The organism is Caballeronia novacaledonica (genome assembly GCF_900258035.1).
GTDB lineage: Bacteria > Pseudomonadota > Gammaproteobacteria > Burkholderiales > Burkholderiaceae > Caballeronia > Caballeronia novacaledonica.
The window spans coordinates 109,254-126,397 of sequence record NZ_OGTP01000017.1 but is presented as its reverse complement, the minus strand read 5'-3'; the positions used below and the strand labels follow the sequence as shown (position 1 = coordinate 126,397).

General features: G+C 64.3%; 15 protein-coding genes. 11 read left to right on the top strand and 4 right to left on the bottom strand.

Annotated elements, in window-relative coordinates:
• Positions 1-18: 18 nt before the first annotated feature.
• Positions 19-891 (bottom strand): GNAT family N-acetyltransferase, encoded by an 873-nt coding sequence (locus NOV72_RS22325; RefSeq protein ID WP_425428752.1) that lies wholly within the window; start codon positions 889-891, stop codon positions 19-21.
• 246 nt (positions 892-1,137) lie between these two features.
• Between NOV72_RS22325 and NOV72_RS22320 the strand changes: the two genes are divergently transcribed.
• The 11 genes from NOV72_RS22320 to NOV72_RS22270 all read left to right on the top strand — a co-directional run bounded on the left by NOV72_RS22320 (position 1,138) and on the right by NOV72_RS22270 (position 13,523).
• Positions 1,138-2,616, top strand: a complete 1,479-nt coding sequence (locus NOV72_RS22320) for an aldehyde dehydrogenase family protein (protein ID WP_106856738.1) — start codon at positions 1,138-1,140, stop codon at positions 2,614-2,616.
• Positions 2,617-2,813: 197 nt separating this feature from the next.
• Entirely contained in the window at positions 2,814-3,482 is a 669-nt protein-coding gene (locus NOV72_RS22315) for a haloacid dehalogenase type II (RefSeq protein ID WP_106856737.1), read from the top strand.
• A 28-nt stretch (positions 3,483-3,510) separates the two neighbouring features.
• Entirely contained in the window at positions 3,511-4,788 is a 1,278-nt protein-coding gene (locus tag NOV72_RS22310; protein ID WP_106856736.1) for an NAD(P)/FAD-dependent oxidoreductase, read from the top strand.
• Between the two features lie 79 nt (positions 4,789-4,867).
• Complete coding sequence (locus tag NOV72_RS22305) at positions 4,868-6,490, top strand: ABC transporter substrate-binding protein (protein WP_106856735.1); 1,623 nt, start codon at positions 4,868-4,870, stop codon at positions 6,488-6,490.
• Between the two features lie 73 nt (positions 6,491-6,563).
• Positions 6,564-7,520, top strand: coding sequence for an ABC transporter permease (locus NOV72_RS22300; RefSeq protein WP_106856734.1), 957 nt, complete (start codon positions 6,564-6,566; stop codon positions 7,518-7,520).
• Complete coding sequence (locus NOV72_RS22295; protein ID WP_106856733.1) at positions 7,517-8,449, top strand: ABC transporter permease; 933 nt, start codon at positions 7,517-7,519, stop codon at positions 8,447-8,449. Before NOV72_RS22300 ends, NOV72_RS22295 begins: the two co-directional genes overlap by 4 nt.
• A complete protein-coding gene (locus NOV72_RS22290) occupies positions 8,446-10,281 on the top strand; it encodes an ABC transporter ATP-binding protein (RefSeq protein ID WP_106856732.1) in 1,836 nt (611 codons plus the stop codon). Before NOV72_RS22295 ends, NOV72_RS22290 begins: the two co-directional genes overlap by 4 nt.
• The gene (locus NOV72_RS22285) at positions 10,278-10,592 is read left to right on the top strand and encodes a (2Fe-2S)-binding protein (RefSeq protein WP_106856731.1); all 315 of its coding nucleotides are present in this window, start codon (positions 10,278-10,280) and stop codon (positions 10,590-10,592) included. Before NOV72_RS22290 ends, NOV72_RS22285 begins: the two co-directional genes overlap by 4 nt.
• Positions 10,577-11,965: an FAD/NAD(P)-dependent oxidoreductase gene (locus tag NOV72_RS22280; RefSeq protein ID WP_106856730.1), complete on the top strand. Its 1,389-nt coding sequence runs from the start codon at positions 10,577-10,579 to the stop codon at positions 11,963-11,965. Before NOV72_RS22285 ends, NOV72_RS22280 begins: the two co-directional genes overlap by 16 nt.
• Positions 11,962-13,131, top strand: coding sequence for an NAD(P)/FAD-dependent oxidoreductase (locus NOV72_RS22275; RefSeq protein WP_106856729.1), 1,170 nt, complete (start codon positions 11,962-11,964; stop codon positions 13,129-13,131). Before NOV72_RS22280 ends, NOV72_RS22275 begins: the two co-directional genes overlap by 4 nt.
• Entirely contained in the window at positions 13,128-13,523 is a 396-nt protein-coding gene (locus NOV72_RS22270) for a helix-turn-helix domain-containing protein (protein ID WP_106856728.1), read from the top strand. Before NOV72_RS22275 ends, NOV72_RS22270 begins: the two co-directional genes overlap by 4 nt.
• 11 nt (positions 13,524-13,534) lie before the next feature.
• Here NOV72_RS22270 and NOV72_RS22265 read toward each other — a convergent pair whose 3' ends face one another.
• Genes NOV72_RS22265 through NOV72_RS22255 form a run of 3 tightly spaced genes read right to left on the bottom strand, consistent with a single transcriptional unit; the run spans position 13,535 to position 17,053 of the window.
• Positions 13,535-14,503 carry a M14 family metallopeptidase gene (locus NOV72_RS22265; protein ID WP_106856727.1) on the bottom strand — a complete coding sequence of 323 codons (969 nt, stop codon included), beginning with the start codon at positions 14,501-14,503 and terminating at the stop codon, positions 13,535-13,537.
• Positions 14,500-15,972 (bottom strand): NAD-dependent succinate-semialdehyde dehydrogenase, encoded by a 1,473-nt coding sequence (locus tag NOV72_RS22260; RefSeq protein WP_106856726.1) that lies wholly within the window; start codon positions 15,970-15,972, stop codon positions 14,500-14,502. The genes NOV72_RS22265 and NOV72_RS22260 overlap by 4 nt, the downstream gene beginning before the upstream one ends.
• A 16-nt stretch (positions 15,973-15,988) precedes the next feature.
• Positions 15,989-17,053, bottom strand: a complete 1,065-nt coding sequence (locus tag NOV72_RS22255) for a tartrate dehydrogenase (RefSeq protein ID WP_106856725.1) — start codon at positions 17,051-17,053, stop codon at positions 15,989-15,991.
• Positions 17,054-17,144: the final 91 nt, after the last annotated feature.

Below are 17,144 nucleotides of genomic sequence, written 5' to 3'. Positions count from 1 at the left end.
ATGCCCACGCCCGAGCGATCACCACACCGCCTGGCTCGTCAGCGCGAACTGCGTGAGCGTCGCATCGGTGGCGGGCGCGCCGTTCTGCGCCATCTGCTCGATGGTATCGACGAGCGGCAGCCCGAGCCCTTCGAGCCACGACGAAAGCCCGTATCGCAACGGCGTATCGACGCGCACGAACATGCCCGCGTTCAGCGCAAGCCAGTAGCTGATCAACGCCTTCGCGCGGCTCTGGCCCGGCGATTCGGGCGCGATCACCGGGCCGATCACATGTCCGTCGCCGAAACGCCGGAAGAGCGCGAAGCCGATCAGCTCGCCGTCGCGATCGAGCGCGATGCCGCTCGCGACGGCGAGCAATTCCGGCAGCAGCGCCGCGCGATCCAGCCCGCTCGCGCGCGATGCCAGCCCCGCGAGACGCGGCGTGTCCCTCGCGCCGATCGGACGCAGCCGCTCGCCCGGCGGCAGCGAAACCAGCGGCGGCTGAAACGCCGCGCCCTGATGCTGATGAACCGTGTCGATGCGCGTGAAGCCGCGTTGCTGGCACAGCGGCCTGCCTTCGTTCGATGCGTGGATCAGCAGCGTGCGCGAGCCGAGCTTCGCGATCAATCGGTCGAGCAGGCCGCGCCCGATGCCTTGCCGTTGATGTTCCGGCGACACGATGAACATGCCGAGCGTCGCGGCGTTCGAACCGAACTGAAACGCGAGCGCCGTGCCGACGAGCGCGCCCGACTGATCGACGGCGGCGAAGCCAGTGCCGATATTCGCGGCGAAGCGCCAGTCTTCCGCGCGATGCCGCCATTTGACGGACATCGACAGCGCGTGCGCCGCGGGAATGTCGTCGAGCGTGAAAGCCCGGTATTCGATCACATCGTTATTGTTCGAGTCGGGCACGCCGGCCTCCTGACCTTGAAGACATTGACCGTGACTGTGACACCGCGCGGCGCGCATGGCTAGGACGATCTTCCTGTCCCGCGCGGTGCATGAACCGGCGCGTCTGGTGCAACGCAAAACCGTGAGTTATCGGCGCAAGAACGCGCGGACTGTGCTGAATCGGCAATTTTGTCGGCGAAATATGCCAGCGGCGCAGTCCTACGATGAAGCCATGTCAACGCAGCATCACGGAGGAGGACTCACGCAATGGACCGGTTCGATCCTGCCAGCATCGTCATCAGGAGCGGGCATTTCATCGGCGGTGAATTGATCGATGCGGGCGCGTCGCGTATCGAGGTGGCGCGGCCATCGGATGGCGTCGCGTATGCATCGGTGCCCGTCGCCGATGACGCGATGATCGACTATGCCGTGCAGAACGCACACAGCGCATTTAGAAAGAGCGACTGGGCACGCCGCGCGCCGCGCGAACGCGCACGCATATTGCGCAAATTCGCCGATCTCGTCGCCGCCGACGCAGCCAGTCTCGCGCCGCTCGAAGCGCTCGGCTCGACGCGCCCCGTGCGCGATGCGTACCACTGGGACGTGCCGTTCACGGCCGAAAGCATCCGCTTCTATGCGGAGTTCGCCGACAAGATCGGCGGCGATGTCGCGGCGACCGATCATCGGCATCTGGGCATGACGATCGCGGAGCCGTACGGCGTGGTCGCCGCAATCGCACCGTGGAATTTTCCGCTCGTGATGGGCATCTGGAAGACCGCGCCCGCGCTCGCGGCGGGCAACGCGGTCGTGCTGAAACCTTCGGAGATGACGCCTTTTTCCGCGCTGCGTCTCGCGGAACTTGCACTCGAAGCGGGCGTGCCGCCGGGCATCTTCAATGTCGTTCAGGGCGATGGCCGCACGACCGGCGATGCGCTCGTGCGTCATCCGCGCGTCGGCAAAGTGACGTTCACCGGATCGACGCGCACCGGCGCCGCGATCATGGCCGCGTGCGCCGAAACCGGCACGAAGCCGGTCACGCTGGAACTAGGCGGCAAGAGTCCGCAGATCGTGTTCGCCGATGCACCGCGCATCGATGAAGTGGCGCGGCGCATCGCCGGCGCGATCACGGGCAATGCCGGGCAGGTGTGCGTTGCGGGTTCGCGGCTACTCGTGCAGCGCGCGATCGCCGACGAACTGATTGACCGCATCGCGCGGGCGTTCGGCGAACTCGAGGCGGGCGCGACGTGGGCGGCGGGCACGACGTTGCCGCCGATCATCTCCGAGCCGCAGGCGCAGCGTATCGACGCGATCGTTCAACGCAGCATCGCGGGCGGCGCGACCTTGCGTTGCGGCGGCAAGCGCGCGGATGCGGCGACGCCCGGCGCGTTCTATGCGCCGACCTTGCTCTGCGATGTCACGCAGGAAAGCGATGCCGTGCGCAGTGAAATTTTCGGCCCCGTGCTCACCGTGCAGTCGTTCGATACGGAAGACGAAGCGCTCGAACTCGCCGCGCATCCGGACTATGGTCTCGCCGCCGGCGTGCATACGGCGGATATCGGGCGGGCGCTGCGGATGGTGCGCGGCATCGAAGCGGGCACCGTATGGGTGAATCGATACGGCCGCACGAGCGATTTCGTGATTCCGACGGGCGGCTACAAGCGCTCGGGCATCGGCAAGGATCTCGGGCGGCAGGCGTATGAAGCGAACCTGCGCTTCAAGAGCGTATTGATCGATAGCGAAGGATGACACGCACGTTCGTTCTAAATAAGCGCCGCATTTTCTGCTGTGGCGGTGCCTCAAAACGCATGAGTTATGTCGCCGCGAGGCACGCATTCGACGCCATCGGCCATTTTTGCCTTGTTTAAATTTTCCTCAACGCTTCGCTGTTCCTTGTTTTCACCACTGAACTCCGCACGGGTTCATCACACGACAGGACTGACACCATGATCGATTTCGAGCCGAAGTACATCACGTTCGACTGTTACGGCACGCTGACGAAATTCCGCATGGCCGATATGGCCCGCGAGATGTACGCCGACCGCCTGCAAGGCGACGACCTCGAACAATTCGTCAAGTTCTTCGCGGGCTATCGCCGCGACGAAGTGCTCGGCGCGTGGAAGCCGTATCGCGACGTGATCGTCAATTCGGTGCGCCGTGCATGCGCGCGCATGAATGTCGAATTCAACGAAACGGAAGCCGAAAAGTTTTATCTCGCCGTGCCGACCTGGGGCCCGCATCCGGACGTGCCGGAAGGCCTCTCGCGGCTCGCGACGAAGTACAAGCTCGTGATTCTGTCGAACGCATCGAACGATCAGATTCAGAGCAACGTCGACAAACTCGGCGCGCCGTTTCATCGCGTGTTCACGGCGCAGCAGGCGCAGTCGTACAAGCCGCGCATGCAGGGCTTCGAGTACATGTTCGACCAGTTGAACTGCAATCCGCAAGACGTGCTGCACGTATCGTCGAGCCTGCGTTACGACCTCATGACCGCGCACGACATGGGCATCAAGCACAAGGCGTTCGTGAAGCGCGGCCACGAACCGGGCACGCCGTACTACGAGTATTACGAAGTGGACACCATCGGCGATCTCGCCGGTCAACTCGGTCTGTAAAACACGCCACTTCACGCGAGCAACGCCGATGAAACTCGACTCCTACTGGCTCGACACCGCGCCCGCGATGATCTCGACGTGCGAAGGCCCGGCGGAAGGCCAGGCCGATGTCGCCGTGATCGGCGGCGGGTTCACGGGTTTGTCGGCGGCGCTCGCGTTGGGCCGACGCGGCGCGAGCGTCGTCGTGCTCGATGCCGGGCGCATCGGCGGCGGCGCGTCGGGGCGTAACGGCGGGCAGTGCAATACGGGCGTCGCGCAGGACTACGCGGCGCTGCGCACGCAATTCGGCGTCGAGCGCGCGCAAGGGTGTTATCGCGCGTATGCGGCGGCGGTGGACACGGTCGAGCGTCTGATCCGCGAAGAGCACATCGATTGCGATTATCTCGGGTCGGGCAAGCTCAAACTCGCCGCGAAGCCGCATCATCTCGAACATATCGCGACGACGGCCGAACTGATTCGTCGTGAAGTCGATCCGGACATCGATCTGCTCGATCGCGAACAGGTCCGCAACGAAGTGCAATCCGATGCCTTTCATGGCGGCTTGCTGCAACGTCATGGCGGGCAGATGCATATGGGCAAGTTCGCCGACGGTCTTGCAAAAGCGGCGGTCAGGCAAGGCGCGCGTCTGTATGAACACGCCGAAGTCACCGCGATCACGAAGGAAGGCAGCAGCGGATATCGCATCGATTCGAAGCGCGGCACGTTGCACGCGAAGCAGGTGCTGATCGCGACGGGCCCCTCGAAGCACGGCCCGTTCTCGTGGTATCGGCGCAGACTCGCGCCTGTCGGGTCGTTCATCATCGTGACGGAGCCGCTGCCCGCGGATCGGCTGCTGGAGCTGCTGCCGAACCGGCGTTCGTACACGACGAGCCGTCTGATGCACAACTATTTTCGCGTCACGCCCGATGCGCGGCTGTTGCTCGGCGGACGCGCGCGTTTCACGGCATCGGAGCGTCCATCCGATGCGAAGAGCGGACGCATTCTGCAAGCGAATCTCGCAGCGATTTTCCCGAGCCTCGCGAACGTGCGCATCGACTATTGCTGGGGCGGTCTCGTCGATATCACGGCGGATCGTCTGCCGCGCGCGGGCCAGCACGACGGCATCTATTTCTCGATGGGCTACAGCGGCCACGGCACGCAGATGTCGACGCACATGGGCCAGATCATGGCCGACGTGATGAACGGCAACGCCGAGGCGAACCCGTGGCGCGATTTCGACTGGCCCGCGATTCCGGGCCATACGGGCAAGCCCTGGTTTCTGCCGCTCGTCGGCGCGTATTACTCGATCAAAGACGTGTTCTATTGAAGCATCGAAGCAAACACAGGCGGCCTGCATCCACTCATCGAGCCGCCGGACATTCACAGCCCCTATCGCGGAGAAGTTCATGAGCATCGACACATCGCCTGAAGCCCTTGTCCATGCCGATGCCGGCAAGCGGCTCGAAGAACTGACGCGCCGTGGCGCGTCGCGGCGCAATGTCCTTCGCGCGATGGCCGCGGGCGGCTTGCTGTCGGTGACGGGCGCGGGACTTCTCACCGCGAGCGGCGCGGCTTTCGCGCAGGACAAGCCGAAGCAGGGCGGCCGCATCCGCGTGGCGACGCAGTCGTCGTCCGCCGCCGATACGCTCGATCCCGCCAAGGGCGCGCTCGGCACCGACTACGCCCGCGCGTTCATGTTCTATAGCGGCCTGACCGAACTCGACAAGCACCTCGGCGCGAAGATGGCGCTCGCCGAATCGCTCGAAACGAAAGACGCGACCGTGTGGGTCGTGAAGCTGCGCAGCGGCGTGCAGTTCCACGACGGCAAGTCGCTCGCGCCGCAGGACGTCATCTATTCGCTGATGCGCCATAAAGACCCGGCGGTCGGCTCGAAGGCGAAGACGCTCGCCGATCAGTTCAAGGAGATCAAGGCGACCGGCCCGAACGAACTCACGATCACGCTGACAGGCGCGAACGCGGACTTGCCGGTGATTCTCGCGGACTCGCATTTCCTCATCATCAAGGACGGCACGACGGACTTCAAGACGGCGGTCGGCACGGGCCCGTTCAAGGTGAAGGAGTTCGCGCCGGGCGTGCGCACCGTGGGCGTGCGCAACGAGAAGTACTGGAAGCCGGGCATGCCGCATCTGGACGAAGTGGAGCTCATCGGCATCGCGGATGAACCCGCGCGCGTGAATGCGCTCATGTCGGGCGACGTGCAGCTCATCAACGCGGTGAGCGCGCGATCGACGGAGCGCATCAAGGGCACGCCGGGCTTCACGGTGCTGGAAACGAAGACGGGCCAGTACACCGACCTCATCATGCGCGACGATGGCGGCATCACGGGCAATGCGGACTTCCGTCGCGGCATGACGTACCTGATGGACCGCGAGCAGATGCGCAAGACGATCTTCCGCGGCTATGGCGCGATCGGCAACGATCAGCCTATCGATCCGAGCAACAAGTACTACATGTCGGGCCTGCCGCAACGCGCGTTCGATCCCGACAAGGCGAAGTTCCACTTCCAGAAGGCGAAGGTCGGCAACACGCCGATCCAGTTGTATGCATCGCCGGCGGCGGAAGGCTCCGTCGAAATGGCCGTGCTGATGCAGCAGGTCGCGCCGCAAGCGGGCATCAACCTGCAAGTGGTGCGCGTGCCGTCCGACGGTTATTGGTCGAACCACTGGATGAAGCATCCGCTCGGCTTCGGCAACATCAATGCACGCCCGAGCGCGGACGTGATCTTCACGCAATTCTTCAAGTCGGACGCGCCCTGGAACGAAGCGAACTGGAAGAGCACGCAGTTCGACCAGTTGCTCGTCGCCGCGCGTGGCGAACCGGACGACGCGAAGCGCAAGAAGATCTACGGCGACATGCAGGAACTCGTGCACAAGGACGGCGGCGTCGGCATTCCGATGTTCCAGAGTTCGCTCGATGCGCACACCACGAAGCTCAAGGGACTGGGCGGCATTCCGCTCGCAGGTCTGATGGGCTGGATGTTCGCGGAAAACGTGTGGCTCGAGGCATGAGCGTGCCTTGACGCGGGACGCGCGCTATCTTTGAGGCGCGCGACATCAACCCTTCAACGAGAGGCGATATCCGATGAAAGTTCATGCGCAACGACTCGTCGCCGCGCGCCTCGGCCTCGCGCTGCTCACGCTGTTCATCGTGTCGATGGTGGTGTTCGGCATCACCGGTCTCTTGCCGGGCGATGCCGCGCAGCAGGCGCTCGGTCAGGCGGCGACACCCGAGCAGGTGGCCGCGCTGCGGCATCAGTTCGGCCTCGATCAGCCCGCGGTCTCGCGTTATCTGCAATGGCTCGTGCATGTGGTGACGGGCAACTTCGGCACGTCGCTCTCGAATAATCTGCCGGTCAGCGAACTGATCGCCACGCGTTTGCCGAATTCGCTCGTGCTCGCCGGATTGACCGCGCTCGTCTCGGTGCCGCTCGCGCTCGTGATCGGCATTGCATCGGCGATGTATCGCGGCTCGCTCGTCGATCGCGCGCTCAACGTGCTCACGCTCTCGACCGTGGCCGTGCCCGAGTTTCTCGTCGCGACCATCGCCGTGCTGATCTTCGCGGTGAAGCTGCGCTGGCTGCCCGCGTTGTCGTATCTGTCGGATGTATCGTCGTTCGGCGCGCTCGTGCGCACGTACGCGATGCCGGTGATGACGCTCTGCTGCGTGATCGTCGCGCAGATGGCGCGCATGACGCGCGCGGCGGTGCTCGATCAACTGAACGCATCGTATGTGGAAATGGCGCTGCTGAAAGGCGCAACGCCCGTGCGCGTCGTCTTGCGCCATGTGTTGCCGAACACCATCGGACCGATCGCCAATGCGGTCGCGCTTTCGCTGTCGTATCTGTTCGGCGGCGTGGTGATCGTCGAATCGATCTTCAACTATCCCGGCCTCGCGAGCCTGATGGTCGATGCCGTCACCAATCGCGACATGCCGCTCGTGCAAGGCTGCGTGATGGTCTTCTGCGCGGCTTATCTCGTGCTCGTGCTCATTGCCGATCTGGCTCAGATCGTCTCCAACCCGAGGCTGCGTCAACGATGAACCGGAACGTCTCTTCTCACGCCACGACCGTGCTATACGAGCAGCCTCCCGCCGACGCGCCGCAGGAGCAGACGCCTGTCGTCGTCAGGCGCAACGCGTTCAAACGCCTTGCCGATCGCTTCTCCGTGCTCGGGCTGATCGGTCTCTTCATCGTCGTGTTCTGGCTCGCGGTCGCGTTCATCGGGCCGGTGGTCGCGCCATATAAAGGCGGCGCGTTCACGTCGACGGAAATATTCGGCTCGTACAGCGCGGCGCATCTGCTCGGCACCGACTATCTCGGCCGCGACATGTTGAGCCGCATTCTGTACGGCACGCAATACACGGTCGGCCTCGCGCTCGCATCGACGGTCGCGGCGAGCGTCATCGGCACCTTCTTCGGTTTGATCGCGGCGGTGTCGGGACGATGGGTCGATGAAGTGCTGAGCCGCCTCTTCGATGCCCTCATCTCGATCCCGAGCAAGATTCTCGCGCTCGTCGTGATCGCGGCGTTCGGCTCGTCCATTCCGATGCTGATGATGGTCGCCGCGCTCGCCTACATTCCCGGCGCGTTTCGCATTTCGCGCTCGCTCGCGGTGAACATCATGACGCTTGAATACGTGCAGGTGGCGAAGGCGCGCGGCGAAAAGATCTTCTATATCGCGCGCGTGGAAGTGCTGCCCAACATGATTCATCCGATGCTCGCGGACTTCGGCCTGCGCTTCGTGTTCATCGTGCTGCTGCTCTCGGGCCTGAGCTTTCTCGGCCTCGGCGTGCAGCCGCCGAATGCGGACTGGGGCTCGCTCGTGCGCGAGAACATCGGCGGTCTGGCGGAAGGCGCGCCCGCCGTGCTGATGCCCGCGGTGGCGATCGCGACGCTGACCGTCGGCGTGAATCTGCTCATCGACAGCTTGCGTCGTCATGGCGCGCGTTCGCAGGGAGCCGGTCAATGAATACGAACATGATCGAAGTGAAAGGCTTGCGCGTCGTCGCGGGCGTGGCGCCGGAGCCGGTCGTCGAGATCGTGAAGGGCGTCGACTTCGCGGTGAAGAAGGGCGAAGTGCTCGCGCTGATCGGCGAGTCGGGTTCGGGCAAGACGACCATCGCGCTGGCGCTGCTCGGCTATGCGCGCGGCGGCTGCGCGATTGCGGGCGGCTCGGTGAAGATCGGCGATACGGATGTCCTCTCGCTCGACGCGAAAGGCCGGCGCGCATTGCGTGCGCGCACGGTCGCGTATGTCGCGCAGAGCGCATCGGCGGGCTTCAATCCGGCGCGCACGATCATGGATCAGGTCACCGAGCCCGCACTGCTGCACAAGCTGATGACGCCCGCCGCCGCGCGTGAAAAAGCGATCGGTCTGTTCCGTTCGCTGGCGTTGCCGAATCCCGAGAGCATCGGCGATCGTTACCCGCATCAGGTGTCGGGCGGTCAGTTGCAGCGGCTCATGGCGGCGATGGCGTTGATCACCGATCCCGCCGTCGTCGTGTTCGACGAACCGACCACGGCGCTCGACGTGACCACGCAGATCGAAGTGCTCGCCGCATTCAAGGGCGTGGTGCGCGAACTGGGCACGACGGCCGTGTACGTGTCGCACGATCTCGCGGTCGTCGCGCAGATGGCGGATCGCATCGTCGTGCTGAATGGCGGACGCGTGCGCGAGAACGGCACGACGACGCAAGTGCTCGATGCCCCCGCCGACGACTACACGCGGCAACTGCTCGCCGCGACACGCCGTCCCGAAGCGGAACTCACGATGCCGGAAATAGCGCGTGACGTTCCGCTGCTCGAAATACGCAATCTGAGCGCGGGCTATGGCCGCATCGATGCGAATGGCGTGCCCGCCGTGCGCGTGCTCGACGACGTGAGTCTGAAGATCGTGCGCGGCAGCACGCTCGGCGTGATCGGCGAATCGGGCTCGGGCAAGACGACGCTCGCGCGCGTGATCGCGGGCCTCGTCGATCGCGCGCACGGCGACGTGCTGCTCGACGGCAAGCCCTTGCCCGCGAAGCTGTCGGCGCGCACGCTGGAGCAATATCGCCGCGTGCAGATCGTGTTTCAGAACGCCGATACCGCGCTGAACCCGAGCCGCACCATCGCCGATATCCTTGCGCGGCCGATGAATTTCTATCACGGCCTGCGCGGTGCGCCTGCGCAAAAGCGCATGCTCGCGCTGCTCGATCTGGTGAAGCTGCCCGCGTCGATCGCGAAGCGTCAGCCAGGCGGTTTGTCGGGCGGACAGAAGCAGCGCGTGAATCTCGCGCGTGCGCTCGCCGCGAATCCCGAACTCATTCTCTGCGATGAAGTGACGTCCGCGCTCGATACGGTCGTCGGCGCGGCGATCCTCGATCTGCTCGCGGAACTGCGTCGCGAGCTGAACGTGTCGTACATGTTCATCAGCCACGACATTTCGACGGTGCGCGCCATCTGCGACGAAGTGATCGTGCTCTATGCGGGTCGATGCGTCGAAGCGGGCCAGCGCGAAGCGCTTTCGCATCCGCCTTATCACCCGTACACGGGACTGCTCGTCGATTCGGTGCCGGCGCTGCGTCCCGGCTGGCTCGATTCGCGTCGCGCGATGGCGCTCGGCGCGTTGCCCGTGCTCGGCCCGGAAAGCGATGCGCGCGAGCTGTGCAGCTTCCGTTCGCGTTGCGCGGCGCGCATCGACGGCAAATGCAATGTGACGGCGCCATCGAAGAAGACCTTGCCATCGGGCGCGGAAATTCTGTGCCATCACAGCGCCGACGATCTCGCGCGCATGCAGTCGACGGAAACGGTGACGGTATGAACGGACGCTTCGTGAGAGTCTCGGAGAAAGGGCGCAGAACATTCGGCATCCTGATTGATGGCAGACGCGCGCTCGCAGCCGAAGGCGACACGCTGATGGTCGCGTTGCTCACCTCGCAACACGATCTTCGCGATTCCGAATTCGGCGACGGCCGTCGCGCGGGGTTCTGCGTGATGGGCGCATGCCAGGACTGCTGGGTGTGGACCGAAGACGGCGACCGCGTGCGCGCCTGCACGACGCCGGCGGTCGAAGGCATGTCGATCGTCACGCGTCTGTCGCAAGCCGGAGAGGGCGTATGGCCGCGACTGTGATCGTGATCGGCGCGGGTCCGGCGGGCGTGCGCGCGGCGCAGGCGCTCGTGGAAGCGGGCTTGCGTCCCGTGGTGATCGATGAAAGCAGGCGCGACGGCGGGCAGATTTATCGTCGTCAGCCGGAAGGATTCACGCGCACGTACGACACCTTGTACGGCACCGAGGCGCAACGCGCGCGCGCGTTGCACGAGACATTCGATGCGTTGCGGCCGCACATCGACTATGTGCCCGATACGCTCGTGTGGAACGTCGCGCCGAACGCGGTGCATACGGCGAGCGGCACGCGTCATCGCGAGCTTGCGTTCGATGCGCTCATCGTTTGCAGTGGCGCGACCGATCGACTGATGCCCGTGCCCGGCTGGCATCACGCGGGAACCTATAGCCTCGGCGGCGCGCAGGTGGCGCTGAAATCGCAGGGATGCGCGATCGGTTCGCGCGTCGTGATGATGGGCACGGGTCCGCTCTTGTATCTCGTCGCCGCGCAATACGTGAAGGCGGGCGCGACGGTGAGCGCGGTGCTCGATACATCGACATTCACGCAACGTCTGCGCGCATTGCCGCAACTGCTCGCGATTCCATCGACGCTGAAGAAGGGCATCGCGTTGATGAACGTGCTCAAGAATGCGCGCGTGCCCGTTCATCGCGGCATTAAGCCGGTCGAGATTCAGGGGACGCCGGAGCATGGCGTTCGGAGCGTGCGCATCAGGCTCGCCGATGGCGCTATGCTCGAAGTCGAATGCGATGCCGTCGCGCTCGGCTATCACCTGCGCTCCGAAACGCAACTCGCCGATCTCGCGGGCTGCGAATTCCGCTTCGATCATGCGTTGCAACAGTGGCTTCCCGTCGCCGATGAGGACGGCCGCAGCAACGTAAAAGGCGTCTATCTAGCGGGTGACGGTGCGCGCGTGCGCGGCGCGGATGCGGCCGAGCGCGCGGGACGGCTCGCGGCGCTCGCGGCGATGAAAGATATCGGCATGACTTGCGATGAAGAAGAAGCCGACAAGTTGCGCATGCAACTAAACCGCTTCACGCGCTTCGCGGCGGGCTTGCGTACCGCATTTCCGTGGCCCGCGCGATTCGCCGCCACCTTGCCGGACGAAACCATCGTCTGTCGTTGTGAAGCGATCACGGCGGGTGAATTGAGACGCGTCGTGAACGAAATGGGCGCGACGGAAGCGAATCGCGCGAAGGCTTTTTCGCGCGTCGGCATGGGCCGATGCCAGGGCCGCTTCTGCGCGCATGCGGGCGCGGAAGTCATCGCGGCGCAAGCGCGCATACCGCTCGAAGCAGTCGGGCGCCTGCGCGGCCAGGCGCCCGTCAAACCGCTGCCGATGGCACTCGCGCCGCACGAGCGCATGGAGACGAGCGAATGACCGGACGCGCCGATGTGATCGTGATCGGCGGCGGCATCGTCGGCACGTCGACCGCTTTCTTTTTGCGCGGACGCAAGCGTTCGGTGATTCTGCTCGAACGCGGTCTGACGGGACAGCAGGCGAGCGGCGTGAACTTCGGCGGCGTGCGTCGACAAGGCCGCGCGCTCGAACAACTCGCCATGTCGAATCGCGCGCTCGATACGTGGCGGCGCTCGCGCGAATTGCTCGGCGAGGACATCGAGTTCCTGCCAACGGGGCATACGCGCGTGTGCTATCACGCGCATGACGCGGAGTATTTTCATCGCTATGCCGCCGATGCGCGCGCCTATGGTCTCGATCTCGAAGTGCTCGAAGGCGCGGCCATATTCAAGCGTTTTCCTTTTCTCGGCCGCGATGTGCTCGCCGCATCGATCTCGCCGCTCGACGGTCACGCGAATCCGCGTCTCGCCGCGCCTGCGTTCGGGCGCGCGGCGGCGCGGCTCGGTGCGCGCATCGTCGAGAACACCGACGTCGTGCGCGTCGAGAAGGAAGCGGGCGGCTTTCGCGTGGAAAGCGCAACGGGCGACGTGTATCGCGCGGAACAAGTGCTGATCTGCGCGGGCGCGTGGGCCAATGCGCTATCGACGCAATTCGGCGAACCCGTGCCGCTCGCCGCACGCGGACCGCAGATGGCCGTGACCGAGCCCGTGCCCTACGTCTTGCCGTTTTCGATCGGCGTGTACACGTCGATCAAGGAAGAGAGCGTGTATTTCCGGCAGATTCCGCGCGGCAATATCGTGCTGGGTGGCGGCCCTCCCGGTCCCGCCGATGCAGCCACGCGACGCGCAACGGTGCTGCCCGCGAACACCGTCGCGCAGATGGCGCAGTTCCGCCGCATGGTGCCCGCGATGCGCGCGCTGCATGTGATTCGCGTATGGAGCGGCGTGGAAAGTTATCTGCCGGATTCGGAGCCGGTGATCGGACCGAGTTCGAAAGCCGATGGCCTTTTCTACGCGTTCGGCTTTAGCGGATCGGGCTTTCAGATCGGACCGGGCGTCGGTGAAACGCTCGCCGAGTTGCTGGATAGCGGCAGCACGCCCATCGACCTCACATCCTTTTCTATCAGACGATTTCAGCGCGCTTCGTCGGCGCACGCCGAATCGGTTACTTCCGAGACTTCGCCATGAGCCAGGCCAATCTGTTCGACGCGCTCGTTTATATCGAAGCCAATTTCGACAAGACCGTCAGCCTCGCGCAACTCGCGGATCTTTCCGCGCTGAGCGTATCGCGCTTCGCGACCGTGTTTCGCGAGCAATTCGGGCTTTCGCCGTACAAGTATCTGTGCGAGCTTCGCGTGCAACGCGCGCAGACCTTGTTGCTCGCGGGCGTGCCCGGCTCGGTCGTCGCGACGGAAGTCGGCTTCTTCGATCAGAGTCATCTCGCGCGGCACTTCAAGCGCTTGTGCGGCATGACGCCGAGCGCTTTCGTCGAGCGCGCGCGAAAGAAGGCGCGTTCGGCCGAGTTCGATGCCGGTTTGACGAAGCGCGCTGCACAAGCGCCTGCGTTCACGCTCGCCTGACGCCTTTGCCTTCAAATGGATCGAATGCGTCGTTCGATCTTGCCGAGCCGCACGACGGTCACGCCCGGGCGCAACTGCCGCAACGACGGCATCACGAGCATGCAGTCGTCATAGGGCGTTCTGACCGGGTCGCCGTCCGACCAGCCGATCACGCTGCCCGCTTCGGGAAACACTTCGAGGCCGGTGTAATCGCCCGCGAAGCGAAAGTCCATACTCTTCGCGACGACGGGTTCCGTCACGCGCACGACGAGCATTTCTTGCGGCGACGGCTGAATCCAGTCAGCGGGCAAATCATCCTTCTCGACGACACCGGAGAGCAGCAGAAAACGCGCGGTCACGTCGCGCGCCACGGTCACCGCGCCCGCTTCCCAATGCTGTCCGCATTCGATGAGCAACGCGTTCCTGCTGCTCGACGAATCGCCGAAGCCTTCGTAATCGCGCATGCGCCGTCCTTCGGGATGGCCTTCATCGCAGATGACGGTCGCGGGCGTGCCGAGCCGCGCCGACAATTCGATGCCCTTGTCCAGCGGCCCCGCGACGATCAGCGGCTTGCTCTTTTCATGCATCGAATGAAGATCGAGCAGCAGATCAACGGTGTCGATGACAGGCCGCATCGCGCGGGCGCGGCGCAACTCGCTCGAATCGCGCGAGGTGTCGTCGAGCGCTTGCGCGGTCCATACGCGATTGAAGTCCTGATCGACGAAACGCGATGCATCCGGTTTGCTCGCATCGAAGCGCGCGTAGGCATCGACGTTGGCGAACGCGAGCGTGAGCTTGCCGCGACGCGGGCGCAACCGGGCACGCAGCAAGGCATCGACGACGATCGCGCCGCACACTTCGTTGCCGTGCGTGAGCGCGTTGATCATCACATGCGGACCGTCGATGCCCGAATCGAACGTATGCACATACGGCACACCCGCATTGCCCGATGCATGCGTACCGATATCGGGAAACGTGATCTCGATCGGATACGCGTTCATTCGAGACCGCCCTGGCAGAGATATTTGATCGACAGATAATCGTCGAGGCCGTACTTCGAGCCTTCGCGTCCATAGCCCGATTCCTTCACGCCGCCGAACGGCGCTGCTTCGCTCGATATCGCGCCTTCGTTGATGCCGACGAGCCCCGATTCGAGCAGACGCGACACGCGATCGATGCGCTTCAGGTTCTGGCTGTAGAAATACGCGGCGAGGCCGAACGGCGTATCGTTCGCGGCGCGAATGGCTTCCGCTTCGTCGTCGAAGCGAAAGAGCGGCACGACCGGGCCGAACGTCTCTTCGCAGCTCAATTGCATGTCGGGCGTGGCGTCGGCGAGCACGGTCGGCGCGTAATAGTTCGGGCCGAGTTCGGCGAGACGCTTGCCGCCCGTGAGCGCGCGCGCGCCGCGTTTCAAGGCGTCGTTCACGTGACGCTCGATCTTCTCGACCGCGCGCGCGTTGATCATCGGGCCGATCTGCGCATCGGGATTAGTTGCAGGCGCAACTTTCAATGCGGCGACGCGCTTCGCGAGCAGATCGGCGAACTTGTCGTACACGGACGACTGCACATACACGCGATTCGGGCACACGCAGGTCTGTCCGCCGTTACGGAATTTCGATGCCATGAGTCCCGCGACGGCGGCATCGAGATCGGCGTCGTCGAATACGATGAAAGGCGCATTGCCGCCGAGTTCCAGCGACAATTTCTTCAACGTGCCCGCCGATTCACGCGCGAGGTACTTGCCCACCGGCGTCGAGCCCGTGAACGTGATCTTGCGCACGCGGCCATCTTCGAGCCAGTCGGCGACCGCGTCCTGCGCGTTCTCGCGCGATGCGACGATCAGGTTCAACGCGCCCGCCGGCACGCCCGCTTCATGCGCGAGCATCACGAGAGCAAGCGCCGTGAGCGGCGTGTCTTCAGCGGGCTTGCCGACGACCGTGCAACCCGCCCCGAGCGCGGGCGCGATCTTGCGCGCGATCATCGCGAGCGGAAAATTCCATGGCGTGATCGCCGCGACCACGCCGACAGGTTCCTTCACCGCGCTCATGCGCTTGCCACGCTGCTGCTGCGGAATGATGTCGCCGTAGATGCGCGTGGCTTCGTCGGCGAACCATGCGACGTACGACGCGCCGTACATCACTTCGCCGCGACCTTCCGCGAATGGCTTGCCTTGTTCGAGCGAAATCAGACGCCCGAGCGCATCCGCGTTTTCGACGATCAGCGCATGCCAGCGATGCAGCACGGCCGCGCGTTCTTTCGGCAGCGTGTCGCGCCAGGCGGGAAAGGCGCGCGCGGCGGCATCGGTGGCGGCGCGGGCGTCGGCGGGGCCGCTGTCGGCCACTTGCGTGATGACATCGCCCGTCGCGGGATCGGTGACGGCGAAGCGCTTGCCGCTCGCGGCGGGTACCCATTTGCCGTCGATGAAATTGTCGGCGCGAATCAGATCGCCCAACTCGAATCGTTGCGTCATGATGGTCTCCGGAAAGTCAGGCGAGCATTTGCGCGATGGCCTTGCCGACTTCCGTCGTGTTGGCCTTTCCGCCCAGATCGCCCGTATGCGGCCCTTGCTTCAGCACGCTTTCGATGGCGGAAAGCATCGCGTCATGTGCGTCGCGTTCGCCGAGGAAGTCGAGCATCATCGCGGCCGACCAGATCATCGCGACCGGATTGGCGATGTTCTTGCCCGCGATATCCGGCGCGGAACCATGCACCGGCTCGAACAAAGAAGGGAAATCGCGCTCCGGATTCATGTTGGCCGAAGGCGCAATGCCGATCGTGCCCGTGCATGCCGGGCCGAGGTCCGAAAGAATGTCGCCGAAGAGATTGGTCGCGACGACCACATCGAATCTGTCCGGACTCAGCACGAAGCGCGCGCACAAGATATCGATGTGCTGCTTGTCCCATTTGATCTCGGGATACTGCGCGGCGATTTCGGCGGCGCGCGTATCCCACCACGGCATGCTGATCGAGATGCCGTTGCTCTTGGTGGCGACCGTCAGTTTCTTCTCGCGCTTTTGCGCGAGGTCGAACGCGAACTTCAATACGCGTTCCGCGCCCTTGCGCGTGAAGATCGAAGTCTGCGAAACGAACTCGCGGTCCGTGCCTTCGAACATCGTGCCGCCGACCGACGAATACTCGCCCTCGGTGTTTTCGCGCACGATCATGAAGTCGATGTCGCCCGCCTTGCGATTCGCGAGCGGCGAGGGCACGCCATCGAAGAGACGCGCGGGACGCAGGTTGATGTATTGATCGAACTCGCGGCGGAACTTCAGAAGCGAGCCCCACAGCGAGATGTGATCCGGCACGGTGTCCGGCCAGCCGACCGCGCCGAACAGAATCGCGTCGGCGTCCTGCAGTTGCGTCTTCCAGTCGTCTGGCATCATCCGGCCGTGCTGCGCGTAGTAATCGCAACTTGCCCACTCGATATGCCGGTACTCCAGTTCGATATCGAAGCGCTTGCTCACGGCATCGAGCGCGCGCAATGCTTCGGGCATCACTTCCTTGCCGATGCCGTCGCCCGGAATCACGGCAATACGATATTTGCTGGACATGTGCTACTCCGCGTGAAGATGATCGACGATAAAAAGCACGCACGTGCAAAACGCGCGTGCGTGCATTCGTGCTGAGAATGAATGAGGCGCG